The 21,170-nt window shown below is 65.4% G+C and carries 17 protein-coding genes and 1 riboswitch; of the genes, 5 read left to right on the forward strand and 12 right to left on the reverse strand.

What is annotated here, in order from left to right; translation table 11 throughout:
• The first annotated feature begins 211 nt into the window (after positions 1–211).
• Positions 212–1,858, forward strand: a complete 1,647-nt coding sequence (locus tag FIU86_RS04035; protein ID WP_152473889.1) for a BCCT family transporter — start codon at positions 212–214, stop codon at positions 1,856–1,858.
• 85 nt (positions 1,859–1,943) lie between these two features.
• Here the strand turns inward: FIU86_RS04035 and FIU86_RS04040 are convergent, their stop codons facing one another.
• The 7 genes from FIU86_RS04040 to FIU86_RS04070 all read right to left on the reverse strand — a co-directional run bounded on the left by FIU86_RS04040 (position 1,944) and on the right by FIU86_RS04070 (position 8,974).
• Positions 1,944–2,969, reverse strand: a complete 1,026-nt coding sequence (locus FIU86_RS04040; RefSeq protein WP_152473890.1) for an extracellular solute-binding protein — start codon at positions 2,967–2,969, stop codon at positions 1,944–1,946.
• A 31-nt stretch (positions 2,970–3,000) separates the two neighbouring features.
• Entirely contained in the window at positions 3,001–3,807 is an 807-nt protein-coding gene (locus FIU86_RS04045; protein WP_152473891.1) for an ABC transporter permease, read from the reverse strand.
• Positions 3,800–4,696: an ABC transporter permease gene (locus FIU86_RS04050; protein ID WP_152473892.1), complete on the reverse strand. Its 897-nt coding sequence runs from the start codon at positions 4,694–4,696 to the stop codon at positions 3,800–3,802. Before FIU86_RS04050 ends, FIU86_RS04045 begins: the two co-directional genes overlap by 8 nt.
• A 1-nt stretch (position 4,697) precedes the next feature.
• A complete protein-coding gene (locus FIU86_RS04055; RefSeq protein ID WP_152473893.1) occupies positions 4,698–5,759 on the reverse strand; it encodes an ABC transporter ATP-binding protein in 1,062 nt (353 codons plus the stop codon).
• Between the two features lie 62 nt (positions 5,760–5,821).
• Positions 5,822–7,267 (reverse strand): amidase, encoded by a 1,446-nt coding sequence (locus FIU86_RS04060; RefSeq protein WP_152473894.1) that lies wholly within the window; start codon positions 7,265–7,267, stop codon positions 5,822–5,824.
• A gap of 357 nt (positions 7,268–7,624) precedes the next feature.
• The gene (locus FIU86_RS04065) at positions 7,625–8,020 is read right to left on the reverse strand and encodes a metallopeptidase family protein (protein WP_152473895.1); all 396 of its coding nucleotides are present in this window, start codon (positions 8,018–8,020) and stop codon (positions 7,625–7,627) included.
• 39 nt (positions 8,021–8,059) lie between these two features.
• Positions 8,060–8,974 (reverse strand): MBL fold metallo-hydrolase, encoded by a 915-nt coding sequence (locus FIU86_RS04070; RefSeq protein WP_152473896.1) that lies wholly within the window; start codon positions 8,972–8,974, stop codon positions 8,060–8,062.
• Between the two features lie 179 nt (positions 8,975–9,153).
• On the opposite strand from FIU86_RS04070, the gene gltX reads away from it, so the two are divergent.
• Complete coding sequence (gene gltX, locus FIU86_RS04075) at positions 9,154–10,479, forward strand: glutamate--tRNA ligase (protein WP_152473897.1); 1,326 nt, start codon at positions 9,154–9,156, stop codon at positions 10,477–10,479.
• A 59-nt stretch (positions 10,480–10,538) separates the two neighbouring features.
• On the opposite strand, the gene FIU86_RS04080 is transcribed toward gltX, so the two are convergent.
• A complete protein-coding gene (locus FIU86_RS04080; RefSeq protein ID WP_152473898.1) occupies positions 10,539–10,973 on the reverse strand; it encodes a hypothetical protein in 435 nt (144 codons plus the stop codon).
• Positions 10,974–11,175: 202 nt separating this feature from the next.
• Positions 11,176–11,766, reverse strand: coding sequence for a gamma-glutamylcyclotransferase family protein (locus FIU86_RS04085; RefSeq protein ID WP_152473899.1), 591 nt, complete (start codon positions 11,764–11,766; stop codon positions 11,176–11,178).
• 131 nt (positions 11,767–11,897) lie between these two features.
• Positions 11,898–11,984, forward strand: a riboswitch (glycine riboswitch).
• Positions 11,985–12,139: 155 nt separating this feature from the next.
• Between FIU86_RS04085 and gcvT the strand changes: the two genes are divergently transcribed.
• The 3 genes from gcvT (at position 12,140) to gcvP (ending at position 16,647) form a co-directional block, all read left to right on the forward strand.
• Positions 12,140–13,264: a glycine cleavage system aminomethyltransferase GcvT gene (gene gcvT / locus FIU86_RS04090; RefSeq protein ID WP_152473900.1), complete on the forward strand. Its 1,125-nt coding sequence runs from the start codon at positions 12,140–12,142 to the stop codon at positions 13,262–13,264.
• 17 nt (positions 13,265–13,281) lie between these two features.
• Positions 13,282–13,641, forward strand: a complete 360-nt coding sequence (gene gcvH, locus FIU86_RS04095) for a glycine cleavage system protein GcvH (protein ID WP_103762242.1) — start codon at positions 13,282–13,284, stop codon at positions 13,639–13,641.
• A 153-nt stretch (positions 13,642–13,794) separates the two neighbouring features.
• Entirely contained in the window at positions 13,795–16,647 is a 2,853-nt protein-coding gene (gene gcvP / locus FIU86_RS04100) for an aminomethyl-transferring glycine dehydrogenase (protein WP_152473901.1), read from the forward strand.
• A 342-nt stretch (positions 16,648–16,989) separates the two neighbouring features.
• Here gcvP and FIU86_RS04105 read toward each other — a convergent pair whose 3' ends face one another.
• From FIU86_RS04105 to FIU86_RS04115, 3 genes are all read right to left on the reverse strand, one after another.
• Complete coding sequence (locus FIU86_RS04105) at positions 16,990–17,865, reverse strand: inositol monophosphatase (protein ID WP_152473902.1); 876 nt, start codon at positions 17,863–17,865, stop codon at positions 16,990–16,992.
• 97 nt (positions 17,866–17,962) lie between these two features.
• Positions 17,963–20,464, reverse strand: coding sequence for an ABC transporter permease (locus FIU86_RS04110; RefSeq protein WP_152473903.1), 2,502 nt, complete (start codon positions 20,462–20,464; stop codon positions 17,963–17,965).
• A complete protein-coding gene (locus FIU86_RS04115; RefSeq protein WP_152473904.1) occupies positions 20,461–21,159 on the reverse strand; it encodes an ABC transporter ATP-binding protein in 699 nt (232 codons plus the stop codon). The genes FIU86_RS04110 and FIU86_RS04115 overlap by 4 nt, the downstream gene beginning before the upstream one ends.
• Between the last annotated feature and the right edge of the window lie 11 nt (positions 21,160–21,170).

Below are 21,170 nucleotides of genomic sequence, written 5' to 3' on the forward strand. Positions count from 1 at the left end.
CGTCCCGCCAAGCAGACTGACACGTACCTTGCGGCAAACGTCCAGCCTGGGTCTGCTTGCCTAAAAGGGCGGCGGTTGGACGGCGCAGCTTTAAGTGCTAGGTGGCCGCCAATGTTCAACCAGAATACTGCCTCACATTCGCGCCGCGCAGCCTGTGCGATTTGGGGCCGGGTCTTTGCGAAGACCGATTCATTCGAAGGAGTCACAGCATATGACAGATACATCGTCCGATGAACTGGACATTCCCTCGCCCGAAGGCAAAGTCAACACGATCGATACCAGCTACGAGGTGGGGCAGGACAATATCCAGCGGAATATTGGCCCGCTCACCTTTGACATTCACAATCCGGTCTTCCTGATTTCCTCGCTGACGGTCGTTGCCTTCGTGCTGGTGACGTTGATTTTCCAGGAGCAGGCATCGGCGGCGTTCGGCTGGCTGTTCGACTTCGTGACCAAGACATTCGACTGGGCGTTCCTGTCCGCGGCCAATATTTTCGTCCTCTTCTGCCTTTTCCTGGTCGTCAGCCCGTGGGGCAAGGTCAGGCTGGGCGGCACGCAGGCGGAGCCAGATTTCGGCTATCCCTCGTGGTTCGCGATGCTTTTCGCCGCCGGCATGGGCATCGGCCTGATGTTTTTCGGCGTGCTGGAGCCGGTCTATCACATGCAGGTCTCGGGGCCGCTGGGACTGGAGGGACCGATCAATACCGAGACCGGCGAGATCGACCAGGCCGCCCTGGCTGACGCGCGCGGGCACGGGCTGGCGGCGACGATCTTTCACTTCGGCCTGCACCCCTGGGCGGCCTATGCCGTCGTGGCGCTGAGCCTGGCGCTTTTCACCTATAACAAGCAGTTGCCGCTTTCGATCCGTTCGGCCTTTCATCCGCTGATGGGCGACCGGGTCTGGGGCTGGCCGGGGCATATCATCGACATCATCGCGGTATTCGCGACCCTGTTCGGTCTGACCACGTCGCTGGGCCTTGGGGCGCAGCAGGCGACCTCGGGGCTGCACTACGTGTTCGGTTTGCCCGAAACGCTGAATACCCAGATCTTCGTCATCATAGGCGTCACGACAATCGCGCTGATCTCGGTGGTGCGGGGCATCGACGGGGGCGTGAAGGTGCTGTCGAACGTCAATATGTGCTTTGCGGTGCTGCTCTTGTTCTTCGTGTTCTTCGCCGGCCCGACGATGCAGATCCTGAGGGATTTCTGGTCGGGCCTGTCGAGCTATGTGCAGGATGTCGTGCCGCTTTCGATGCCGTTCGGGCGTGAGGATGACACGTTCCGCGAAAACTGGACTTCGTTCTACTGGGCCTGGTGGATTTCGTGGTCGCCCTTTGTCGGCATGTTCATCGCGCGGGTCAGCCGGGGCCGGACGGTGCGGGAGTTCATCACCTGCGTGATGCTGGTTCCGACGCTGGTGGGGGTCTTCTGGATGGCGACCTTCGGTGGCACGGCGATCAGCCAGGTGGCCAGCATGGGGGCTGAGAGCGGCGTCTACCAGAACGTCATCTCGGAATATAACGACTCGCTGGCGATGTTCGCGATGTTCGGGGACATGCCGCTGACCTACGTGACCTCGACGCTGGGGATCATCCTGGTGCTGGTGTTCTTCATCACCTCGTCGGACTCAGGGTCTCTGGTCATCGACACGATCACGGCCGGGGGCAAGACGGACTCGCCAGTGGCGCAACGGGTGTTCTGGGCCACGACGGAAGGCATTGTCGCCATCGTGCTGTTGATCGGTGGCGGGCTAACGGCGCTTCAGGCGATGGTGAATGCCACGGGCATCATCTTTACCATCGTTCTGCTGTTCCTGTGCGGGGCCATCGTAAAAGGCCTGCGCGACGAGCCGCGGTAACAGACGCCCCCTTCTTCGCAAGGGGGTCGCCAAAGAAAAAAACGGGGGCCGATCGGCCCCCGTTTCCCGTCCCTCGCCGACTGGCTTATTTCTGCAGTTCGGTCCAGATCGCGGTGTAGAATTCCTGCGCCTCGGCGGGGCAGGCGGTGGTGAAACGGCCGGCGGCCTTCAAATCCTCGGGCACGACGATCTCGGGCGCGGTCTTCATGTCCTCGGGCATGAATTCCTCGGAGCCGTCGATGCCGTTGGCGTAGCGCGCGAAGGATGACAGCATGGCCGCGTTTTCCGGGTCCATGATGAAGTTCAGGAAGAGCTTGGCGTTCTCGACGTTCTGCGCATCCGACAGGACCGCGGCGCTGTCCATCCAGACCGGGTAGCCCTCTTTCGGATAGCCATAGGCCACGTCCTCGTTGTTGTTGCGGGCGCGGAAGGTCGAGCCGTTCCAGTTCACCGAGGCCATGACGTCGCCGTTCGACAGCTTTTCGGTCATGCCGTAATCCATGCTCATCCACTTGGGCTTGGCCTCGATCAGCACGTCGCGGGCTTTCTTCAGCATTTCCTTGTCGGTGGTGCAGGGCTCGCCGCCGACGTAAAAGAGCGTGAGGTTCATCACGTCCTGCATTTCCGGCACGACATTGACCTTGCCCACCAGTTCCTCGGGCGGATCGAGGAAGATGGCGGAGGTGTTGATGTCGCCGTCATAGGCGGACTTGTTCACCGCGACGCCGGTCGTGCCCCATTGCCACGGCACGGAATACTCGCGGTTCGGGTCCCATTCGACGTTTTTCCACTGGTCCGAGATGTTGCCGTAGTTTTCCATCTCGGGGATGCCCGGCTTCATCAGGAGGCCCTTGTCGATATAGACGCCCATGTAGCTGTGGGTGGGCACGACGATGTCGAAGCCGTGGCCGCCGGCCTCGATCTTGGCAAGGGCGGTGGTGTTGCTGTCATAGTCGGTGATCGTGACGTCGATGTCGTATTCCTGTTCGAACTTCTCGATCATCTCGGGGCTGGTGTAGTTGCCCCAGTTGTAGATGTTGAGCGACCCTTCGGCATGGGCCGCGCCGGCCAGTGCGATGGCCGCGACTGTGGTGGTCAGGTATGTTTTCATCGTCATTCTCCCTGTTGAGGTTGTGCGCGGGTTAGTCCCGCTTTCGGTTCAGTATAAAGAAGGCGGTCAGCAAAAGCACGGTCAGCGCCAGAAGGGCCGTCGAGATCGCGTTGACCTCGGGTGTGATGGCGCGGCGCAGCTGGCCCAGCATGTAGGTGGGCAGGGTGTCCTGCCCGGCGGATTTGACGAACTCGGTAATGATGACGTCGTCGAGCGAGATGACGAAAGCCAGCATCGCACCGGCGGCGATGCCCGGCATCATCAGCGGCAGGGTCACGTGGCGGAAGGTCTGCCAGGGGCGGGCGTAGAGGTCGGATGCGGCGGTTTCCAAGGCAAGGTCCATGCCTTCCAGCCGAGCGCGGATGGGCAGGTAGGCAAAGGGCACGCAGAAGGCCGAATGCGCGAGGATGAGGTAGGCGAGCCCGGTATAGCCGGTGGCGACCTTGATCGAGGCGAAGAAGATCAGCAGCGCCACGGCGGTCACGATTTCGGGCACCATCAGGGGCTGGTTGATCATCACGTAGATGAGCGTCTGGCCCTTGAACCGGCCGCGCCGCGTTGTGCCCAAGGCCGCCATCGTGGCGACGGTGGTGGAGATGAGCGCGGCGGAGACGGCGATCACGAGCGAGCGCACGGTCGCCTCTTGCACTTGTGTGTTGTCCCACGCCTCGACGTACCAGCGGACGGAAAAGCCGCCCCAGAGCGCGACGGATTGCGAGTCGTTGAACGAATAGATCACCATGGTGACGATCGGCGCGTAAAGCAGCACGAAGGTCGTGAGCGCGATGGCGGTGAAGCCGGGCAGGGTGGTGACGGAGAAGCTCTTGTTCCTAGCCATTGGTCTGGTCCCGTGACGTGACGCGGACATAGGCCAGCAGGGCGACCAGCACGATCATCAGCAAAAGCAGCGACAGCGCCGCGCCAAGGGGCCAGTTGCGGCCCTGGCCGAACTGAAGCTCGATGAAGTTGCCGACCATCATGTTCTTGCCGCCGCCCAGGATGCGGGGGGTGACATAGGCGCCCAGCGAGGGCACGAAGACGAGGATCGAGCCTGCGACGATGCCCGGTTTGACGATGGGCAGGATGACCCGGCGCAGCACCTTCATGCGCGTGGCGTAGAGGTCATAGCCTGCTTCCACGAGACGGAAATCGAAGCGGTCGATGGCCGCATAGAGTGGCAGCACCATGAGCGGCAGGTAGACATAGGCCATGCCGATCAGCACGGCGGTGTCGGTATAGAGGATCTGCAGCGGTTCATCGATAATGCCGAAATTCATCAGGAAGGTGTTCAGCAGGCCCTGATTGCGGACGACTTCCATGATCGCAAAGGTGCGGATCAGCAGGTTTGTCCAGAACGGAATTGTGATCAAAAACAGCCAGAAGCCGCGCTTGTTGGGCGGGCGCGTGGCGATGAACCACGCGGTGGGAAAGCCGATGGCGAAGGCGATGAGCGTGGTCAGAACCGACAGTTTCACCGAGCGCCAGAAGATCGTCAGGTGCGCGTCGGCAAAGGTGACGGTGTCGTCGAAGATGTCCCGCTCGAAGAAGACGCGAAACCACGCCTCGGTCGTGAACTCCCACACCACGCCGGAATACTCGCCCGGTTCGAGAAAGGCGTAAACCACCACGATCAGCAGCGGCCCGGCGGCGCCCAAAGCCAGCAGGATCAGCGCCGGGATCGACAGGATCCAGCCGGTACGTCCGCTGCCGTGGGTGGTTCCCGCCATGCTAGTCCTCCAGCACCCGGACGGCGCCGGGGACGAAATCGAAGGCGACGGTCTGGCCTGCGGTCAGGCCGGTGTCGCCCGAGGGCGGGCTTTGCATTCGGGCGACCACCTCGGTGTCGTCGGACATGCGCAGGTGGCAATGGGTGTCGGTGCCGAAATAGACGGTTTCGGCCACGCGGCCCTGAAGCGCGCCGTCGCCGATGCGGACCTGTTCGGGGCGCACGGCAAGGCTGACCCCGGCGCCTTGAGAGGCGGCGTCGAGGTTGTCCACGCTGATCACGTCGCCGGTGGGCAGGCGGACGCCGCCTTGTTCAACAGTGCCCGTCAAGACGTTGGTTTCGCCGATGAAATCCGCGACGAAGCGGTTGACGGGCTTGTTGTAGATCTCGCGCGGGCCGCCGATTTGCAGGATCACGCCGTCGCGCATCACGCCGATGCGGTCGGACATGGTCAGCGCCTCTTCCTGGTCGTGGGTGACGAAGACGAAGGTGATGCCGGTTTCGGTTTGCAGGCGCTTGAGTTCCAGCTGCATTTCCTTGCGCAGCTTGAGGTCGAGCGCCGAGAGCGGCTCGTCCAGCAAGAGCACCTCGGGCGCGGGGGCAAGGGCGCGGGCCAGCGCCACGCGCTGTTGCTGGCCGCCGGAGAGTTGCTGGGGTTTGCGGTCTGCGAAGGCTTCGAGTTTGACCAGCGCCAGCATTTCGGCCACGCGGGCGTCGACCTGTGCCTTGGGCGTGCCCTGCATGGTCAGGCCGAAACCGATATTGTCGGCCACGCTGAGATGCGGGAAGAGTGCGTAGCTTTGGAAGACCGTGTTCACGGGGCGGTCGTAGGGGGCCATCGTGCTGATGTCGCGCGCGCCCAGCAGGATCGTGCCCGATGTGGGCGATTCGAACCCGGCGATGAGGCGCAGAAGGGTCGTCTTGCCACAGCCCGAGGGGCCCAGAAGGGTGAAGAATTCGCCCTTGCGGATCACCAGGGACACGTCGTTCAGGGCGCGGACCAGCTTGTCGCCGGTGCCGTATTCCTTGCGGGCCGATCGGGCCTCGACCGCGGCTTCGGTCATGCAGTGTCCCCCATGCTCACCCGGTCAGTGTTTCCCGACACCCCGGCGAGATTCAAGTGTTTTCAGTCGTCTATTCCGGTCAGGGCGGGAATTTGATCAAACCATGGGCGGGCTCGTTCCAGATCAGCGCAGAGGGACATGAGGGCGGTGTCGGCCCCGAACCGGGCGGCGAGGTGGATGCCGATGGGCAGGCCGTCGGCGCCCCGGCAGAGCGGCAGGGAAACGGCGGGCTGGCCGGTGGCGTTGAAGGCGGCGGTATAGGGCGAATAGGCGAAGATGCCATCCTCGCCCATGCGGTAGGCCACGTAATCCTCGGTGTCGTGGGCGAAGCGGCCGATCTCGGCCGGTGGCTCGGCCATGGTTGGGGTCAGCAGGATATCGTGGTCTTCGAAAAAGGCGGCCATCTGGCGGCCATAGGCGTGGACGGTTTCCACGGCGTCGAGGTAATCGGTGCCGCTGACGGTCTTGGCGTAGTCCACCGCCCCGCGGGCGACCCCTTCGAGGTCGCCCTGGCGCAGCTCGCGGCCCTGTTTGGCCAGCGCGCGGCGCACCCAGGATGAGGTGCCACAGGCGACGATCTTGGTCCAGGCGTGCATCATGCCGGTCGTGTCGGCGGTCGGGCGGGCCGGGGTCACGTGGTGGCCCATGTCGTGCAATAGCGCGGCGGCGTCCTGCACGGCGACCTGGCATTCGGGGTGGATGGGCTCGCTGGTGAGGGTGGTGTCGCAAAGGGCAATACGCAGGGGCGTGTTGGGGCGGTCGAGCGACTCCATGAAGGTGCAAGGCATGGGGGGCGCCACGTAGGGCGCGCCGAGGTCGGGGCCGCACACGATATCCAGGAGGAGCGCGGTGTCGCGGACCGAGCGGGTGAGAAAGCCCTCGATCGCCATGCCGGCCCAGCCTTCGCCGGCATAGGGCCCGTCGGGGACCATGGCGCGGGTGGGCTTAAGCCCGACGAGGCCGCAGTTCGAGGCCGGGATGCGGATCGAGCCACCGCCGTCGCTGCCATGCGCGCCCGGGACGATGCCGGCGGCCACCGCCGCGCCGGAGCCGCCTGACGAGCCGCCGGGGGTGCGGCTAAGATCCCAGGGGTTGCGGGTGGGGCCGCCGTAGACCGCGGCCTCGGTTGCAGCCCCCACGCCGCCTTCGGGCGCGGCGGTGCGACCGAAAGTGACGAGGCCCGACGCCTCCAGCCGGTCGTAGATGGTGGAATTCATCTTGTAGCTGGTATTGGCCAAGAGGCGCGAGCCGAGCGAGGCGGGATGCCGGGTGGATTCCGCGCCCATGTCCTTGAGCAGAAAGGGCACGCCTGTGAGCGGTCCCTTGGGCAGGCCGTCGGCGATCATGCGGCGGGCGGTGTCGGAATAGTCGTGCACCACGGCGTTGAGCGCGGGGTTCACGGCGTGCATCCGGGCTAGCGCGGTGTCGAGGAGGTCGTCTGGCGTGACCTCGCTCTTGGCGACGAGGCCGGCGAGGGAGGTCATGTCGTGGGCGCGGTAATCTTGCATGGGGGCAGAATGCACGGGGGGCACGGGGGTGCAACGGGAATGTTGGTGAGGGATGAAGAGGAGGTCTCGGGTCAGGCCCGGGACGGGGGAGGTGTCTGGCCGCGCGATGGCCAGACCGCGGGCTGGCGATGCAGCTGTGTTTCAGGGTGCTTGATGGTTGCCGTGTCCGGAAAACCTCAGATCGACGCGCCTGCGGAGGCCAATCGCCAGCCCGTCCGGGCGGTCTGGCGATCGCGCGGCGGCGCAGCTTGCTGCGCCTTGATTCCGCGCGAAGGGCTTTTGGTTATGTGTTATCCAAGACTTCATCCGAGATCTGTTTTTCCGCGAGGTCCCGGGTCAGGCCCGGGACGGGGCTATCTATTCCCACCAGCGGTCGATGCTGGCGATGTCGTCGTCGGACCAGCCGAAATGGTGGGCGAATTCGTGGACAGTGACGTGGGCGACGAGATCGGCGAGGTCCACGTCGCCACGGTCGCGCCACTCGGCCAGGATCGGTTCGCGGAACAGCCAGACGATGTCGGGGCCGGTGGGTTGATCGAAGACCGACTTTTCCGTCATCGGGATGCCGTCATAGAGCCCCGTCAGCTCGGTCGGGTCTGTCATGTCGAGGCTGTCGAGCATCTCGGGGTCCGGCCAGTCGGCGACGTGGATCGCCACGGCCCGCGCGGCCTCGGCGAATGCCTGTGGAAAGCCCGCCACGGTGCGGCGGGCCACGTCTTCCATCCAGTCGAGCGAGGTGTCGGGCGCGGGCATGAGCTTGGTCTATGCCGCGCGCCCCAAGCTGGCAAGCGGTCAGAGGCGCAGTTGATAAGAGCTGGGCACGTAGGCATAACCGCTGTCCGATTTCTCGACGAAGCCGGTGGCGGGCCAGGGCATGTGGTAGCCGATGAAGGGCATCTTCTCGGTGGCCAGCATGTCGAGGAGCGTCTTGCGGGTCTGGCCGGCGGCGGATTTGTCCATGTCGAACTTCACCTCCCAGTCGGGATGTGCCAGCGACCAGACGTAATGGTTGGCGAAATCGGCGGCGATCATCAGGCTTTCGCCCTCGCTTTCGATCAGGTGGACCATGTGGCCGGGCGTGTGGCCGAAGGCGGCCATGGCGGTGTGGCCGGAAAAGCCCGCATCGCCGTCGCCGATCATGGAGAATTGCTCGGCCAGCGGGCGGACTTTTGCCTCGAAAGTGTCGTTGCCGGCGGCGGCCCAATGGTCGAACTCGGCGGATCCGGTGACGTAGGAGGCGTTGGCGAAGGTGGGCGTGTCGCCGTTCATTAGCCCGCCGATATGGTCGCCGTGCATATGGGTGATGACGACCGTGTCGATCATGTCGGCGGTGTAGCCTGCGGCATCGAGCGCCTCGGTGATGCCTTCGGCATTCAGGCCCGTGTCGAAAAGCACGAGTTCCGAGCCGGTGTTCACCACGGTGGGGGTGAAGAAGAACTGTGCCTGATCGGTCGGGATCATCGCGGCCTCGGAGACGGCGTTGAACTCGTCTTCCTCGACATTCAGGCCGAAGATCGTGTGCGGATCGGGGCGCGTGGCCTCGCCCGCCAGAAGGGTCGTGACCTCAAAGCTGCCCAGCTTGAAGCGACGGAAGGGCGGCGTGGCGGCGCCCAGCATAGGCGCAGCGGCCCAGGCGGGCAGGGCGGGCGCGGCAGAGAGGGCGGTGGCCGAAGCGATGAAGTTGCGGCGGGAAAGGCGGGTGGACATGTGAGACCTCCTGTTGTTGTGGTGCTGGTAGATAAAGCGCATTCGTGAAAAGGCGCGCATGTGTCGTGCGCCTTTCACGGGGTTTTGAGGCGTCGCGCCGCCGTGGCAGGCCGGAACGCCCGTGATACTGGACAAGCGCCCCCCCTTGTGACATTTGGCGCGGCAACAGGAGACACCCCATGACAACCACCCGTTTCGCGCCATCCCCCACCGGGTACATCCATATCGGCAACCTGCGCACCGCGCTGATGAACTTCCTTATTGCCCGCAAGAACGGCGGGACGTTCATCCTGCGCATCGACGACACCGACCCGGAGCGGTCGAAGCAGGAATACGTGGACGCAATCAAGCAAGACCTGGAATGGCTGGGCCTGACCTGGGACCGGGTCGAGCGGCAGTCGGAGCGGCTGGACCGCTATGCCGAGGCCGCCGACAAGCTGCGCGGGATGGGACGGTTCTACGAGGCGTTCGAGACGCCGACCGAGCTGGACCTGAAGCGGAAGAAACAGCTGAATATGGGCAAGCCGCCGGTTTATGACCGGGCGGCGCTGGAGCTTTCCGAAGAGCAGAAGGACGCGCTGCGCGCCGAGCGGGGCGACGGGGTCTGGCGGTTCAAGCTGGATCACGAACGGATCGAGTGGGACGACGGTATCCTGGGGGATATCTCTATCGACGCGGCCAGCGTGAGCGACCCGGTGCTGATCCGGGGCGACGGGCAGGTGCTGTATACGCTGGCCTCGGTCGTAGACGACACCGAGATGGGCGTGACCCATGTGGTGCGCGGGTCAGATCACGTGACGAATACCGCGACGCAGATCCAGATCATCGAGGCGCTGGGCGGCAGCGTGCCGCAATTCGCGCATCATTCGCTGCTGACTGGGCCGCAGGGGGAATCGCTGTCGAAACGGCTTGGTACGCTTTCCTTGCGCGATCTGCGGGCGCAAGGCGTGGAGCCGATGGCGCTGTTGTCGCTGATGGCGCGGCTGGGCTCGGCCGATCCGGTGGAATTGCGGACGGACATGGCGGAGCTGATCGAGGGGTTCGACATCTCGCGCTTCGGCTCGGCGCCGACGAAATTCGATGCGGATGATTTGTTCCCACTGACGGCACGGGTGTTGCAGGGGCGCGATTTTGCGGACGTGAAGGCGCATATCGTGGCGCTTGGCGTGCCCGAGGATCAGGCCGAGCGGTTCTGGAGCGTGACGCGCGAGAACATCACCACGCTTCATGACCTGGAAGGCTGGTGGATCATGTTCCGCGACGGGGCCGAGCCGGTGATCGACGACGAGGACCGCGAATTCGTGGCCGAGGCGCTGGCGCTAATGCCCGAGGGGCCGCATGACGGCGAGACCTGGGGCCAGTGGACGGCCGCGGTCAAGGAAAAGACCGGCCGCAAGGGCAAGGGGCTGTTCATGCCGCTGCGCAAGGCGCTGACCGGGCAGAACCACGGGCCGGACATGAGCCAGGTTCTGCCGCTGTTGCAGGTTATCAAGGCGAAGGGCTGAGGCGCTGGGCCGCGCTGAGACGAGGCCTTGTGAAACATCGGTGTCGAGGCCCCAGCCGGTTAACAGCCGCGCAGCGGCCCGGCTATCGTCAGCCCCTCCCTCGGGCTGGCGATTTGGCTGAGGTTGGGCGCAACGATCTTTCTGGGGATGTGCTTGGCAGGCATAAAGTGCTTCGTAAGTGCCGTCGGATCGCCACCCCAGGGGCTGACGATTGCCTCCGTCGTGAACGGCAGAAACTCCGCATAGCAGACGCTCGGTAACGGCGTAGCAAATGGCCAGAGACCCTGTTTCGCCGTGTACTTGTCATCGAGGCCATCATACTGGCGGCAAGTGACCCAGGTCAGACAGGCCGTCGGGCAAAAAACGCGGCACCTTGGCAGCTGATAGGTGCTTCTTTGCCGATGGCCTGCGTATTTGGGCAACACATCGATGCGGGTGTGCGCCGAGAGGCTTGTTGCCGGCCCTGATTCCACCTCATCAAAGTGGCCTGCCATTACCGCTTGCCTGGGATCGAGACATGTCTAGCGCCATCGTACTGATCGGACTTCTGATCGTTGCCGTTCTTTTGTTTGTATTGCTGGCGACGTCGGCGCGGGATCGCGTCTGACGGGTTTGCCTGTTGCATCGGCGGAAATCTCCCCCGATGGGTCTCGTCGTGCGAGGTAAGGCAATGCCGACGCTCGCGCGGGGTGCGACTTAGTCCCTGAGAGGGCTGAAGGTCGACACCGGCTGCACCTTGGCGCCGACCCGATCCAGCATGTCGTTCACCAGCGCCGTCTCCTTGCGCTGTAGCTTTTGGTGGCGCGGGTAGAGCGGGCGGCGGCGGTCGTCGAGGATGGGGGCGTCCCAGCCGTCGGTCGTATCGAAGAAACGCTGCACGCCATCCTCGCCGAAGACATGCAGGTAGCCCTGCACCACCACGTCGATATAGCTGAGCAGCACGGGGCTGACCGCGTCGGGGTTCTGGTGCTGGCCGTCCTCGATGGCAAAGACCACGAGGTCGGCGTCCTCCGGCAGGTGGGTGCGGACCTGGTGACGGGCGGGCACGCGCCTGTAGGCCCGCTCGCGCGCGTCGAGCGCGGCCCATTCCGCACCGGGCACGCCGGCGACGAGGCCGTCGATCTGGGCAGTGGTGTCGGGCACGGCCGTGAGATACGCCACCTCGCGCAGGGTCGTCTTGCGCCAGGCCCGCCGCCAGCCCGAAAGCTGCGCGGGGTGAGCATCTTCGTAAGCATGGGTGCCGCGATTCACAAGGCTGCCATAGCCGAAGAAAAATCCGGGTTGCACGTAGGGATCCACCTTTCTCGATTGCTCCTGATGTCAACAGGCGTGGCGGCGAAGGTCAAGGCGGACCGTCAAACTGTGATCGGCGCCTGTCATTCTGCTTGCAGAGGTCCGGGGCGGTCACTACGCTACTAAAGTATCGGAACGGGAGAACCGGCGTTGCCGGTGCCGAAGGAGCAACCGCCCCGGAAACTCTCAGGCGCAAGGACCGGCCGATGGAAGACTCTGGAGAGATCGCGGGAGTTTCCGCGGCGCCGAAGGGATAGCGATCTCAGGCGGAAGGACAGAGGGGGCATCGGTCGCGTCATGCGAGACGCGGAACGGATGCCGGTTGCCCAGCCAGATGCGCCCGGTGCGAGATGCGAAGGAGAGCCACTTGGACGATCTGCGCGAAACGCCGCTGACGGGCCTGCACAAGGCGCTGGGCGCGAAGATGACCGAGTTCGCGGGCTATGACATGCCGCTGCAATATGGCTTGGGCGTCATGGGCGAGCACTTGCATACGCGGGAAAAGGCGGGGCTCTTCGACGTCAGCCACATGGGGCAGGTCCTGATCCGGCACGAGGCGGGCTATGGCGGCGCGGCGCAGGCGATGGAGCGCTTGGTGCCGGTCAGCCTGTTGGGGCTGGGCGAAAAGCGGCAGCGTTATGGGTTTTTTACTAACGATGCGGGCGGGATCCGCGATGATTTGATGCTGACCAACCGGGGCGATCACCTGTTGGTCGTTGTGAACGCGGCCTGCAAGGCCGACGACATCGCCTGGATGCGCGAGGGGCTGCCCGAGTGCGAGGTCGTCGAGGTCACGGACCGCGCGCTGATCGCGTTGCAAGGGCCGAAGGCGGTCGATGCGCTGGCCCCGATTGCGGGCGGATGCGAGATCATGAAGTTCCTGGATACTGGAATTTTCACCTCCGATTATGGCGAGCTGTGGATCTCGCGCTCGGGCTATACCGGCGAGGATGGTTACGAAATTTCGGTGCCCGAAGCGCAGGCTGAACCGCTGGCGCGGGCGCTGTTGTTGCACGAGGCGGTGGAGCCCGTGGGCCTGGGCGCGCGCGACAGTTTGCGTCTGGAGGCGGGGTTGTGCCTTTACGGACAGGATATCGACGAACACACCACGCCGGTGGAGGCGGGGCTGAGCTGGGCCATCCAGAAAGTACGCCGCCGGGGTGGGGAGCGCGAAGGCGGCTTCCCCGGCGCCGACGTCATCCTGGACCAATTGGAGAACGGCATGGCGCGCTGCCGCGTGGGCCTGCGCCCCGAGGGCCGTGCACCGATGCGCGCAGGGACGCAAATTTTCGGTAGCGAGACGGGCGGCGAGGCCGTGGGGCACGTCACCTCGGGCGCCTATGGGCCCAGCATCGAGGCGCCGATGTCGATGGGATATGTCGCGGCGAGCCACGCCTCGGCCGGAACGACGCTTTATGGCGCGGTACGCGGCAAGCGCCTGCCCGTCCGGGTGGCGAAGTTGCCGTTCACGCCGTCAAATTTCAAACGCTGAACTTCAGGGAGACTTGCATGAAATACACCGAAGAACACGAGTGGCTGGACCAGGACGGGGACATCGTCACGGTCGGCATCACCAGCCACGCCGCCGAGCAACTGGGCGATATCGTTTTCGTGGAACTGCCCGAGGTGGGTGCAGAGGTCACCAAGGACGACGAAATCGTGGTGATCGAGAGCGTCAAGGCGGCCTCGGACATCCTGGCGCCGCTGGATGGCGAGATCGTGGAAGTAAACGAGGTGCTGGCCGACACGCCCAGCAAGGTCAACGAGGATCCCGAGGGCGATGGCTGGTTCTTCAAGATCAAGCCGTCGGATACCTCGCCGATGGACGATTACATGGATGAAGCCGCCTACAAGGATTTCATCGACTGATCCGCGCCGCCGGGCGCAAAATTTTTGAAAAATTTTGGCAAAAATCTTTTGAAGATTTTTGTGCCTCCGGCGGGGATATTTTGAGCCAGAGGAAGCGGGGGCGGTGCGGCCGCCCCGGCACAATCTTTTGTCCGACACCCGGGAGTGCCTGCCATGCCGTTCGAGCCCACCGATTACCTGCCTTATGATTTCGCCAACCGGCGCCATATCGGGCCGTCGCCCGAGGAGATGGCCGAGATGTATGCCGCGTTGGGGGTCAAGGATCTCGATCAGCTGATCGAAGAGACGGTGCCGAAGTCGATCCGGCAGGCGGAGAAACTGGATTTCGGCAAGCCGAAGTCAGAGCGCGAACTGATGCACGAGATGCGCATGGTGGCGGGGCAGAACAAGGTGTTGGTCAGCCTTATCGGCCAAGGCTATCACGGCACCGTCACGCCGCCGGCGATCCAGCGCAATATTCTGGAGAATCCGGCGTGGTATACCGCCTATACGCCCTATCAGCCCGAGATCAGCCAGGGGCGGCTGGAGGCGCTGTTGAACTTCCAGACGATGATCTGCGATCTGACGGGGCTGGAGGTGGCCAATGCCTCGCTCTTGGACGAGGCGACGGCTTGTGCCGAGGGGATGACCATGGCGCAGAGGGTGGCCAAATCGAAGGCCAAGGCGTTCTTCGTCGATCGCGACTGTCATCCGCAGAACATCGCGGTGGTGCAGACGCGGGCCGCGCCGCTGGGGATCGAGGTGATCGTGGGCGACCCGGAGAAGATGGAGGCGGACAAGGTCTTTGGCGCGCTCTTTCAGTACCCCGGGACCTATGGCCATGTGCGGGATTTCACGCCGCAAATCGAGGCGCTGCACGCCGAGAACGCGATCGGGATCGTGTCGGCGGACCCGCTGGCGCTGACCCTGCTGAAGGAACCCGGCGCGATGGGCGCGGATATCGCCGTGGGCTCGGTGCAACGGTTCGGCGTGCCGATGGGCTATGGCGGGCCGCATGCGGCCTACATGGCGTGCCGGGATGCCTACAAACGGGCGATGCCGGGCCGGATCGTGGGGGTGTCGGTGGATGCGCATGGCAACCGGGCCTACCGCCTGTCCTTGCAGACGCGCGAGCAGCATATCCGGCGCGAGAAGGCCACGTCGAACGTGTGCACCGCTCAGGCGCTCTTGGCCGTCATGGCGTCGATGTATGCCGTCTTTCACGGGCCGAAGGGCTTGCAGGCCATCGCGCAGCGTATTCACCGCAAGACCGTGCGGCTGGCCAAGGGGCTGGAGGCGGCGGGATTCAAGGTGGACCCGCAGGTCTATTTCGACACGATCACGGTGGATGTGGGCCCGTTGCAAGCGGCGGTGATGAAATCCGCCGTCGACGAGGGGATCAACCTGCGCCGCGTGGGCGAGCACCGCGTCGGCATCACGCTGGACGAGGCGACGCGGCCCAAGAATATCGAGGCGGTCTGGCGCGCCTTCGGGATCGAGAAAGCGGACGAGGATTTCAAGCCCGAGTACCGCGTGCCGGAAAAGATGCACCGGAAGAGCAAGTACCTGGAGCATCCGATTTTTCACATGAACCGGGCCGAGACCGAGATGATGCGTTATATGCGGCGGCTGGCGGACCGGGATCTGGCGCTGGACCGCGCGATGATCCCGCTGGGGTCGTGCACCATGAAGCTGAACGCGGCCGCCGAGATGATGCCGATCAGTATGCGGGAATTCGCGCGGTTGCACCCGTTCTGCCCGAAGGACCAGGCCGAAGGGTACCGCGTGATGATCGACGATCTGAGCGCGCGGCTGTGCGAGATCACCGGCTATGACGCCATGTCGATGCAGCCCAATTCGGGCGCGCAGGGGGAGTATGCGGGGCTGCTGACGATCGCGGCCTATCACGCCGCGAGTGGCGAGGGGCATCGTAATGTCTGCCTGATTCCGATGTCCGCGCATGGCACCAACCCGGCCAGTGCGCAGATGGTGGGCTGGAAGGTGGTGCCGGTGAAGTCGGCGGCGAACGGGGATATCGACCTGGAGGATTTCCGCGCCAAGGCGGAGGCCAATGCCGAGAATCTCGCCGGCTGCATGATCACCTATCCCAGCACGCATGGCGTGTTCGAGGAAACCGTGCTGGAGGTGTGCAAGATCACCCATGATCACGGCGGCCAAGTCTATATCGACGGGGCGAACCTGAATGCCATGGTGGGGCTGTCGCGGCCCGGGGATTTGGGCGGCGACGTCAGCCACCTGAACCTGCACAAGACTTTCTGCATTCCGCATGGCGGGGGCGGGCCCGGCATGGGGCCGATTGGCGTGAAGGCGCATCTGGCACCGCATCTGCCCGGCGATCCGCGCGGGCAGGAAGACGGGCCCGGGCCGGTGTCGGCGGCGCCTTACGGGTCGGCCTCGATCCTGCCGATCAGCTGGGCCTATACGCTGCTAATGGGCGGCGATGGGCTGACCCAGGCGACGCGGGTGGCGATTTTGAACGCCAACTACATCGCCAAGCGGCTGGAGGGCGCGTATGACGTGCTGTACCGGGGGCGCAATGACCGGGTGGCGCACGAGTGCATCCTGGACACGCGGCCTTTTGCCGAGAGTGCGGGCGTGACGGTGGACGACATCGCCAAGCGGCTGATGGATTGCGGGTTTCACGCGCCGACGATGAGCTGGCCCGTGGCCGGGACGCTGATGATCGAGCCGACGGAGAGCGAGACCAAGGCGGAGCTGGACCGGTTCTGCGACGCGATGCTGGCGATCCGCGAGGAAATCCGCGCCATCGAGGATGGCACGATGGACCGCGAGAACAATCCGCTGAAACATGCGCCGCACACGATGGAGGATCTCGTGCGGGAGTGGGACCGGCCCTATGACCGCGAGCAGGCCTGTTTCCCGCCGGGCGCGTTCCGGGTGGACAAGTACTGGCCGCCGGTGAACCGGGTCGACAACGTCTTTGGCGACCGGAACCTGGTGTGCACCTGCCCGCCGATGGACGAATATGCCGAGGCGGCGGAGTGAAGAAATAAGGGGCGGCCGTGAAGGTGGCCGCCCCTGATCGGTGCTGAAATAACTGCCTTAAATGAGCGGGTCCGGCCCGGGACAGGGGCGGGACCCTCGTTCGGAAGGTGGGAGAGCCCTTCGAACGATTGCCTATGGGTCGCGGCGGGGGCGCGATGGGTTCAAATTATTTTGCGGATGTGCAGGCGGGGTGCAGGAAAGGTGTGGGGCTTGCGGGTTTCAAGCCGCGCCGCCACCCGCGCTGCGTCTGACGGACGAGCGGGCTGCGTGGTGCAGGGGGTCCCGGATCGGGTCCGGGACGGGACGGCACCAGGCTTGCAGGTCTGGAGCGAAGGCTGAACGTTAAGCGGCGTCGTCCTCGACCAGTATCGCGAACGCTTCGTGCAGCTTTTGCCAGCTGGCGTCGTTCGCGGCGGCGAGCAGGTAGCCGGTTTCGATCCCGGCGTTGTAATCGCGGCCGTCGAGCATGCGCGCAACGCCGCCGGCGCGTTGGACGATCAGCGCACCGGCCGCATGGTCCCACGGGTTGAGCGTGGACGACAGCAGGAAATCGGCGTGGCCCTGCGCCAGCATCCGGTATTCATGGCACGAGCAGCGCAGCGAGCCCGTGCGGCCGAATTTCGGGATGAGCGGTGCCAGCTGTTCCTGTACCGCGCGGTCCATCAACGAGAAGTGAACGTAGCCCGAAAGGCTGTCGATCTCGCCGCCTTTCGAGGTCGAGACCGGGCGGGCGCGGCCCGTGGCGCGGGTCATCTGCGCCGGGCCGTCCTCTTCGGCGGCGATGAAATCGTCCATGACGGGATCGTAGAGCAGGCCGAAGACCGGTTTGCCGAAGCGGGTGACCGAGACGATGACGCCGAACACTGCCAGACCATTGACGAAGTTCCACGTGCCGTCGACGGGATCGAGGATGAAGGCAAGCTCGGCCTCGGCCAGCTTGCCGCGCAGAGCAGGGTCGGCGGCGGCGGCTTCCTCGCCCACGACGAGGGCGTGGGGGAACATTTGTTGCAGGCCGCGCGCGATCATTGCCTCGGCGGCGTGGTCGGCCTCGGTCACCAGGTCGTCGGGGCCGGATTTGGTGGTGACCTGGGCGCTGGCGAGGTTGCGGAAGCGCGGCATGATCTCGGCCCGGGCGGCGCGGCGGACAAGGTTGATGAGTGCGGCCTTCTGCGCCTTGGTCAGCGGCGATGAAACGGGGATGGGCAGGGTTTCCGTCATTCGGGCGCTCCTTGGGCGACTCAGGGGTGTTTGAGTTGGTGATGAAGTGCCACTGCGGTGCCGGGACCGCAACCGGGTGAAGGCCATTTTCGGGCGGTTATTCGCGGCTGCGCAAGACCTGTGCAGGGCGGGCGGAAATGGGGCCGAGAGCGAAGGCGAGACCCGCCAGCAGGCTGATGAGCGCACCACCCGCGACGATGCCGAGGGCGGGTGGCCAGGCCACGGCGAAGGAGGTTTCCATCACATAATGGCTGACGGCCCAGGCGCCCGCGATGCCCGCGCCGAGTGCGACGCTGCCGGCGGCCGCGCCAAGGAGCGCGGCGCGCAGGGACAGGCCCCAGAGGATGCGCGCGCGGCTGGCGCCGAGGACCTTGAGGATCGCCGCCTCGTAGCTGCGGGCGCGGGCGTCGGCGGCGGCGGCGCCGATCAGGACCATGAAGCCGGTGAGCAGCGTGGCGGCGGCGCCCCAGGCGGTGGCCGAGGCGAGGCTGCCCAGAAGGTCGCTGACGCGGGAGACGGCATCGCGCACGGAAATGGCGGTGATGTTGGGGAATTGGCGCGAGAGGTCGCGGAGGATGGCGGTTTCCGACTCGGCGTCGGAGTAGACCGTGGCGATATAGCTGTGGGGGGCGTTCACCAGTGCGGCCTCGTTCAGGATCATGATGAAGCCCATGCCGGCGGTGGAAAAATCGACCTCGCGGAAGGAGGTGATTTCCGCCGTCAGGTCGCGGCCGAGGATGTTGAGGGTGATCTCGTCGCCCAAAGCGAGGCCCATCTCCTCGGCCTCTTCGGCGGCGAAGCTGACCTGGGGCGGGCCATCGTAACCTTCGCACCACCAATCCCCGGCGGTGAGGGTGCTGCGATCGGGCAGGGCGGCGGCATAGCTGACGCCGCGGTCGCCTTGCAGGACCCAATGATCGCCTGCCACCTCGGCTGCGGGCTGGCCGTTGATTTCACTGATGATGCCGCGCAGCATGGGTGCCGCGTCGACGCGGGTAACGCCGGTGTCGCTGTCCAGCCGGGCCGAGAAAACGGGCATCTGGTCGCGCTGGATATCGACGAAGAAGAAGCTGGGCGCGCGGGTGGGCAGGTCGCGGGTGATGGCGTCGCGCAGGTTGCGGTCGACCTGACCCACGGCGGCCAGAACCGACAGGCCGAGACCGAGCGACAGGACCACGGCGCTGGCGGTGCTGCGCGGCCCGCCGATGGCGCCGAGCGCCCAGCCGAGCGCGGTGCGGCCCCGGGCCAGCGGGCGGATTTTGCGGGCGGCGGCACGCAGGGCGAGGCCGGCCAGGGCCAGCACGACGAGCGCGGCGGCGATGGAGCCTGCCGTCCAGTAAGTGAGTGTTGAATTGCCCGAGAACCACGCGGCGACCCAGACGAGGGCGGCGACGAGGGCGGCGGTGGTCAGGATGAACGCAGCCCCGGGGATCGTGCCGGAGGTGTCGGCATCGCGGTAGAGCGCGGCGGGGCGGATATCGCGGGCCTGGGCCAGAGGCCAGAGCGTGAAGATAAGGATGGTGAGGGCGCTGTAGATCGCAGCCTCGGCCATTGGCCCCGGATAGGGCGCGAAGACAGCCGGCACGGGCAGTTGCGCGGTGATGATGGGCGACAGGAGGACGGGCAGGCCGACGCCAAGGGCGAGGCCGAGGGTGATGCCAAGCGCGCCCAGAACGGTGACCTGCATCAGGTAGGTGAGGAAGATCGTGCGTTGGTCCGCGCCGAGGCTGCGGAGGATGGCGATGGTCTGCGTCTTGCCCGACAGGTAGGCGCGGAGCGCGGCGGATATACCGACACCGCCAACGGCCAGACCGGAAAGGCCCACGAGGATCAGAAAGGCGCCGAGGCGTTCGACAAATTCGGCCACGCCCGGCGCGCCGTTGCGGGCGTCAGACCAGCGCATGCCGCTGCCTTCGAGGGCTTGCTCGGCCTCTGCCCGTGTGCTGTCGAGGTCGGTGCCAGGGGGCAGGTCGAGGCGGTAATGCGAGGAAAAGAGCGTGCCGGGTTCAAGCAATCCCGCACCGTCTAGCGCGCTGCGCAGCACGATGGTGCGCGGGCCAAGGCCGAAGCCGCCGGTGCGGCTGTCGGGTTCGCGCTCGATCAGGGCGCGGAGGGTGAAGGATTTGGACCCGAGCGTGACGGCGTCGCCGGGGGTGGCGCCGAGGCGGTCGGCGAGGGTGGGGTGCATGACGAGGCCGTCATCCGCCAGCGCCTGATTTAGGGGGATGTCGGGCGAAAGTTCCACCGTGCCCACAAGGGGGTAGGCGGTGTCGACGGCTTTCACTTGCGTCAGGCTTCGTTCCTCGCCGAAGACGGCCATGGAGCGGAAATCGGCGATTTCGGACACTTGTGTGGCGGTGTCTTGCATCCACGCAAGCTCGTCCGGGGTGGCGAAGCGGTAGGTCAGTTCGATTTCGGCGTCGCCGCCGAGAAGCGTGGCGCCTTCGCGGGCGAGGCCCTCGGTGATGCTCTGGCGCACGGTGCCGACGGCGGCGATGGCCGCGACACCGAGGATGACGCAGGCGAGGAAGATGCGGAAACCGTGCAGGCCGCCGCGCAGTTCGCGGGCCGCGAGGCGTGCGGCGAGGCGGAGTTTCATGCGGTCCGGGCCTTGGGGGTCTGACGCTCGGAAAGGTGGCCGTCGCTGAGTTCGGCCACGCGGGCGCAGCGATCGGCAAGGCCGGGGTCGTGGGTTACGAGGACCAGCGTGGCGCCGTGACGGTCCTGCAGGCCAAAGAGCAGGTCGATGATGGCGGTGCCGGTGGTGCTGTCGAGGTTGCCGGTGGGCTCGTCCGCCAGCAGGATATCAGGGCGCGGGGCGGCGGCGCGGGCCAGCGCGACGCGCTGCTGCTCGCCGCCCGAAAGCTGCGAGGGGTAGTGGTTCAGGCGTTTGCCCAGGCCCACGGCGGTCAGCTCCTCCTCGGCGCGGGCTAAGGCGTCCGCGTTGCCAGCCAGTTCGAGGGGTGTGGCGACGTTTTCCAGCGCGGTCATGGTGGGGATGAGGTGGAAGGACTGGAAAACCACGCCGATATGGTCGCGGCGCAGGCGGGCGAGCGCATCCTCGGACATGGTCGTGAGGTCCTGGCCCAGTGCCTTGACCTTGCCGCCGGTGGCGCGTTCCAGCCCGCCCATCAGCATCAGCAGCGAGGATTTGCCGGACCCCGACGGCCCCACCAGCCCGAGCGTGTCGCCGCGGTGGACATCGAGGCTGATAGCCTCAAGTATGTCGACGGGGCCGGCATTGCCTTGCAGCGAGAGTGCGGCCTCGCGTAGCGATAACACGGGGTCTGTCATGGGGTTCTGCC

This window comes from Roseovarius sp. THAF9, from assembly GCF_009363715.1.
Lineage (GTDB): Bacteria > Pseudomonadota > Alphaproteobacteria > Rhodobacterales > Rhodobacteraceae > Roseovarius.

Coding starts and splice junctions, on each gene's coding strand:
- FIU86_RS04035 (WP_152473889.1), top strand. CDS start 212: ATGACAGATACATCGTCCGATGAACTGGACATTCCCTCGCCCGAAGGC.
- FIU86_RS04040 (WP_152473890.1), bottom strand. CDS start 2,969: ATGAAAACATACCTGACCACCACAGTCGCGGCCATCGCACTGGCCGGC.
- FIU86_RS04045 (WP_152473891.1), bottom strand. CDS start 3,807: ATGGCTAGGAACAAGAGCTTCTCCGTCACCACCCTGCCCGGCTTCACC.
- FIU86_RS04050 (WP_152473892.1), bottom strand. CDS start 4,696: ATGGCGGGAACCACCCACGGCAGCGGACGTACCGGCTGGATCCTGTCG.
- FIU86_RS04055 (WP_152473893.1), bottom strand. CDS start 5,759: ATGACCGAAGCCGCGGTCGAGGCCCGATCGGCCCGCAAGGAATACGGC.
- FIU86_RS04060 (WP_152473894.1), bottom strand. CDS start 7,267: ATGCAAGATTACCGCGCCCACGACATGACCTCCCTCGCCGGCCTCGTC.
- FIU86_RS04065 (WP_152473895.1), bottom strand. CDS start 8,020: ATGCCCGCGCCCGACACCTCGCTCGACTGGATGGAAGACGTGGCCCGC.
- FIU86_RS04070 (WP_152473896.1), bottom strand. CDS start 8,974: ATGTCCACCCGCCTTTCCCGCCGCAACTTCATCGCTTCGGCCACCGCC.
- gltX (WP_152473897.1), top strand. CDS start 9,154: ATGACAACCACCCGTTTCGCGCCATCCCCCACCGGGTACATCCATATC.
- FIU86_RS04080 (WP_152473898.1), bottom strand. CDS start 10,973: ATGGCAGGCCACTTTGATGAGGTGGAATCAGGGCCGGCAACAAGCCTC.
- gcvH (WP_103762242.1), top strand. CDS start 13,282: ATGAAATACACCGAAGAACACGAGTGGCTGGACCAGGACGGGGACATC.
- gcvP (WP_152473901.1), top strand. CDS start 13,795: ATGCCGTTCGAGCCCACCGATTACCTGCCTTATGATTTCGCCAACCGG.
- FIU86_RS04105 (WP_152473902.1), bottom strand. CDS start 17,865: ATGACGGAAACCCTGCCCATCCCCGTTTCATCGCCGCTGACCAAGGCG.
- FIU86_RS04110 (WP_152473903.1), bottom strand. CDS start 20,464: ATGAAACTCCGCCTCGCCGCACGCCTCGCGGCCCGCGAACTGCGCGGC.
- FIU86_RS04115 (WP_152473904.1), bottom strand. CDS start 21,159: ATGACAGACCCCGTGTTATCGCTACGCGAGGCCGCACTCTCGCTGCAA.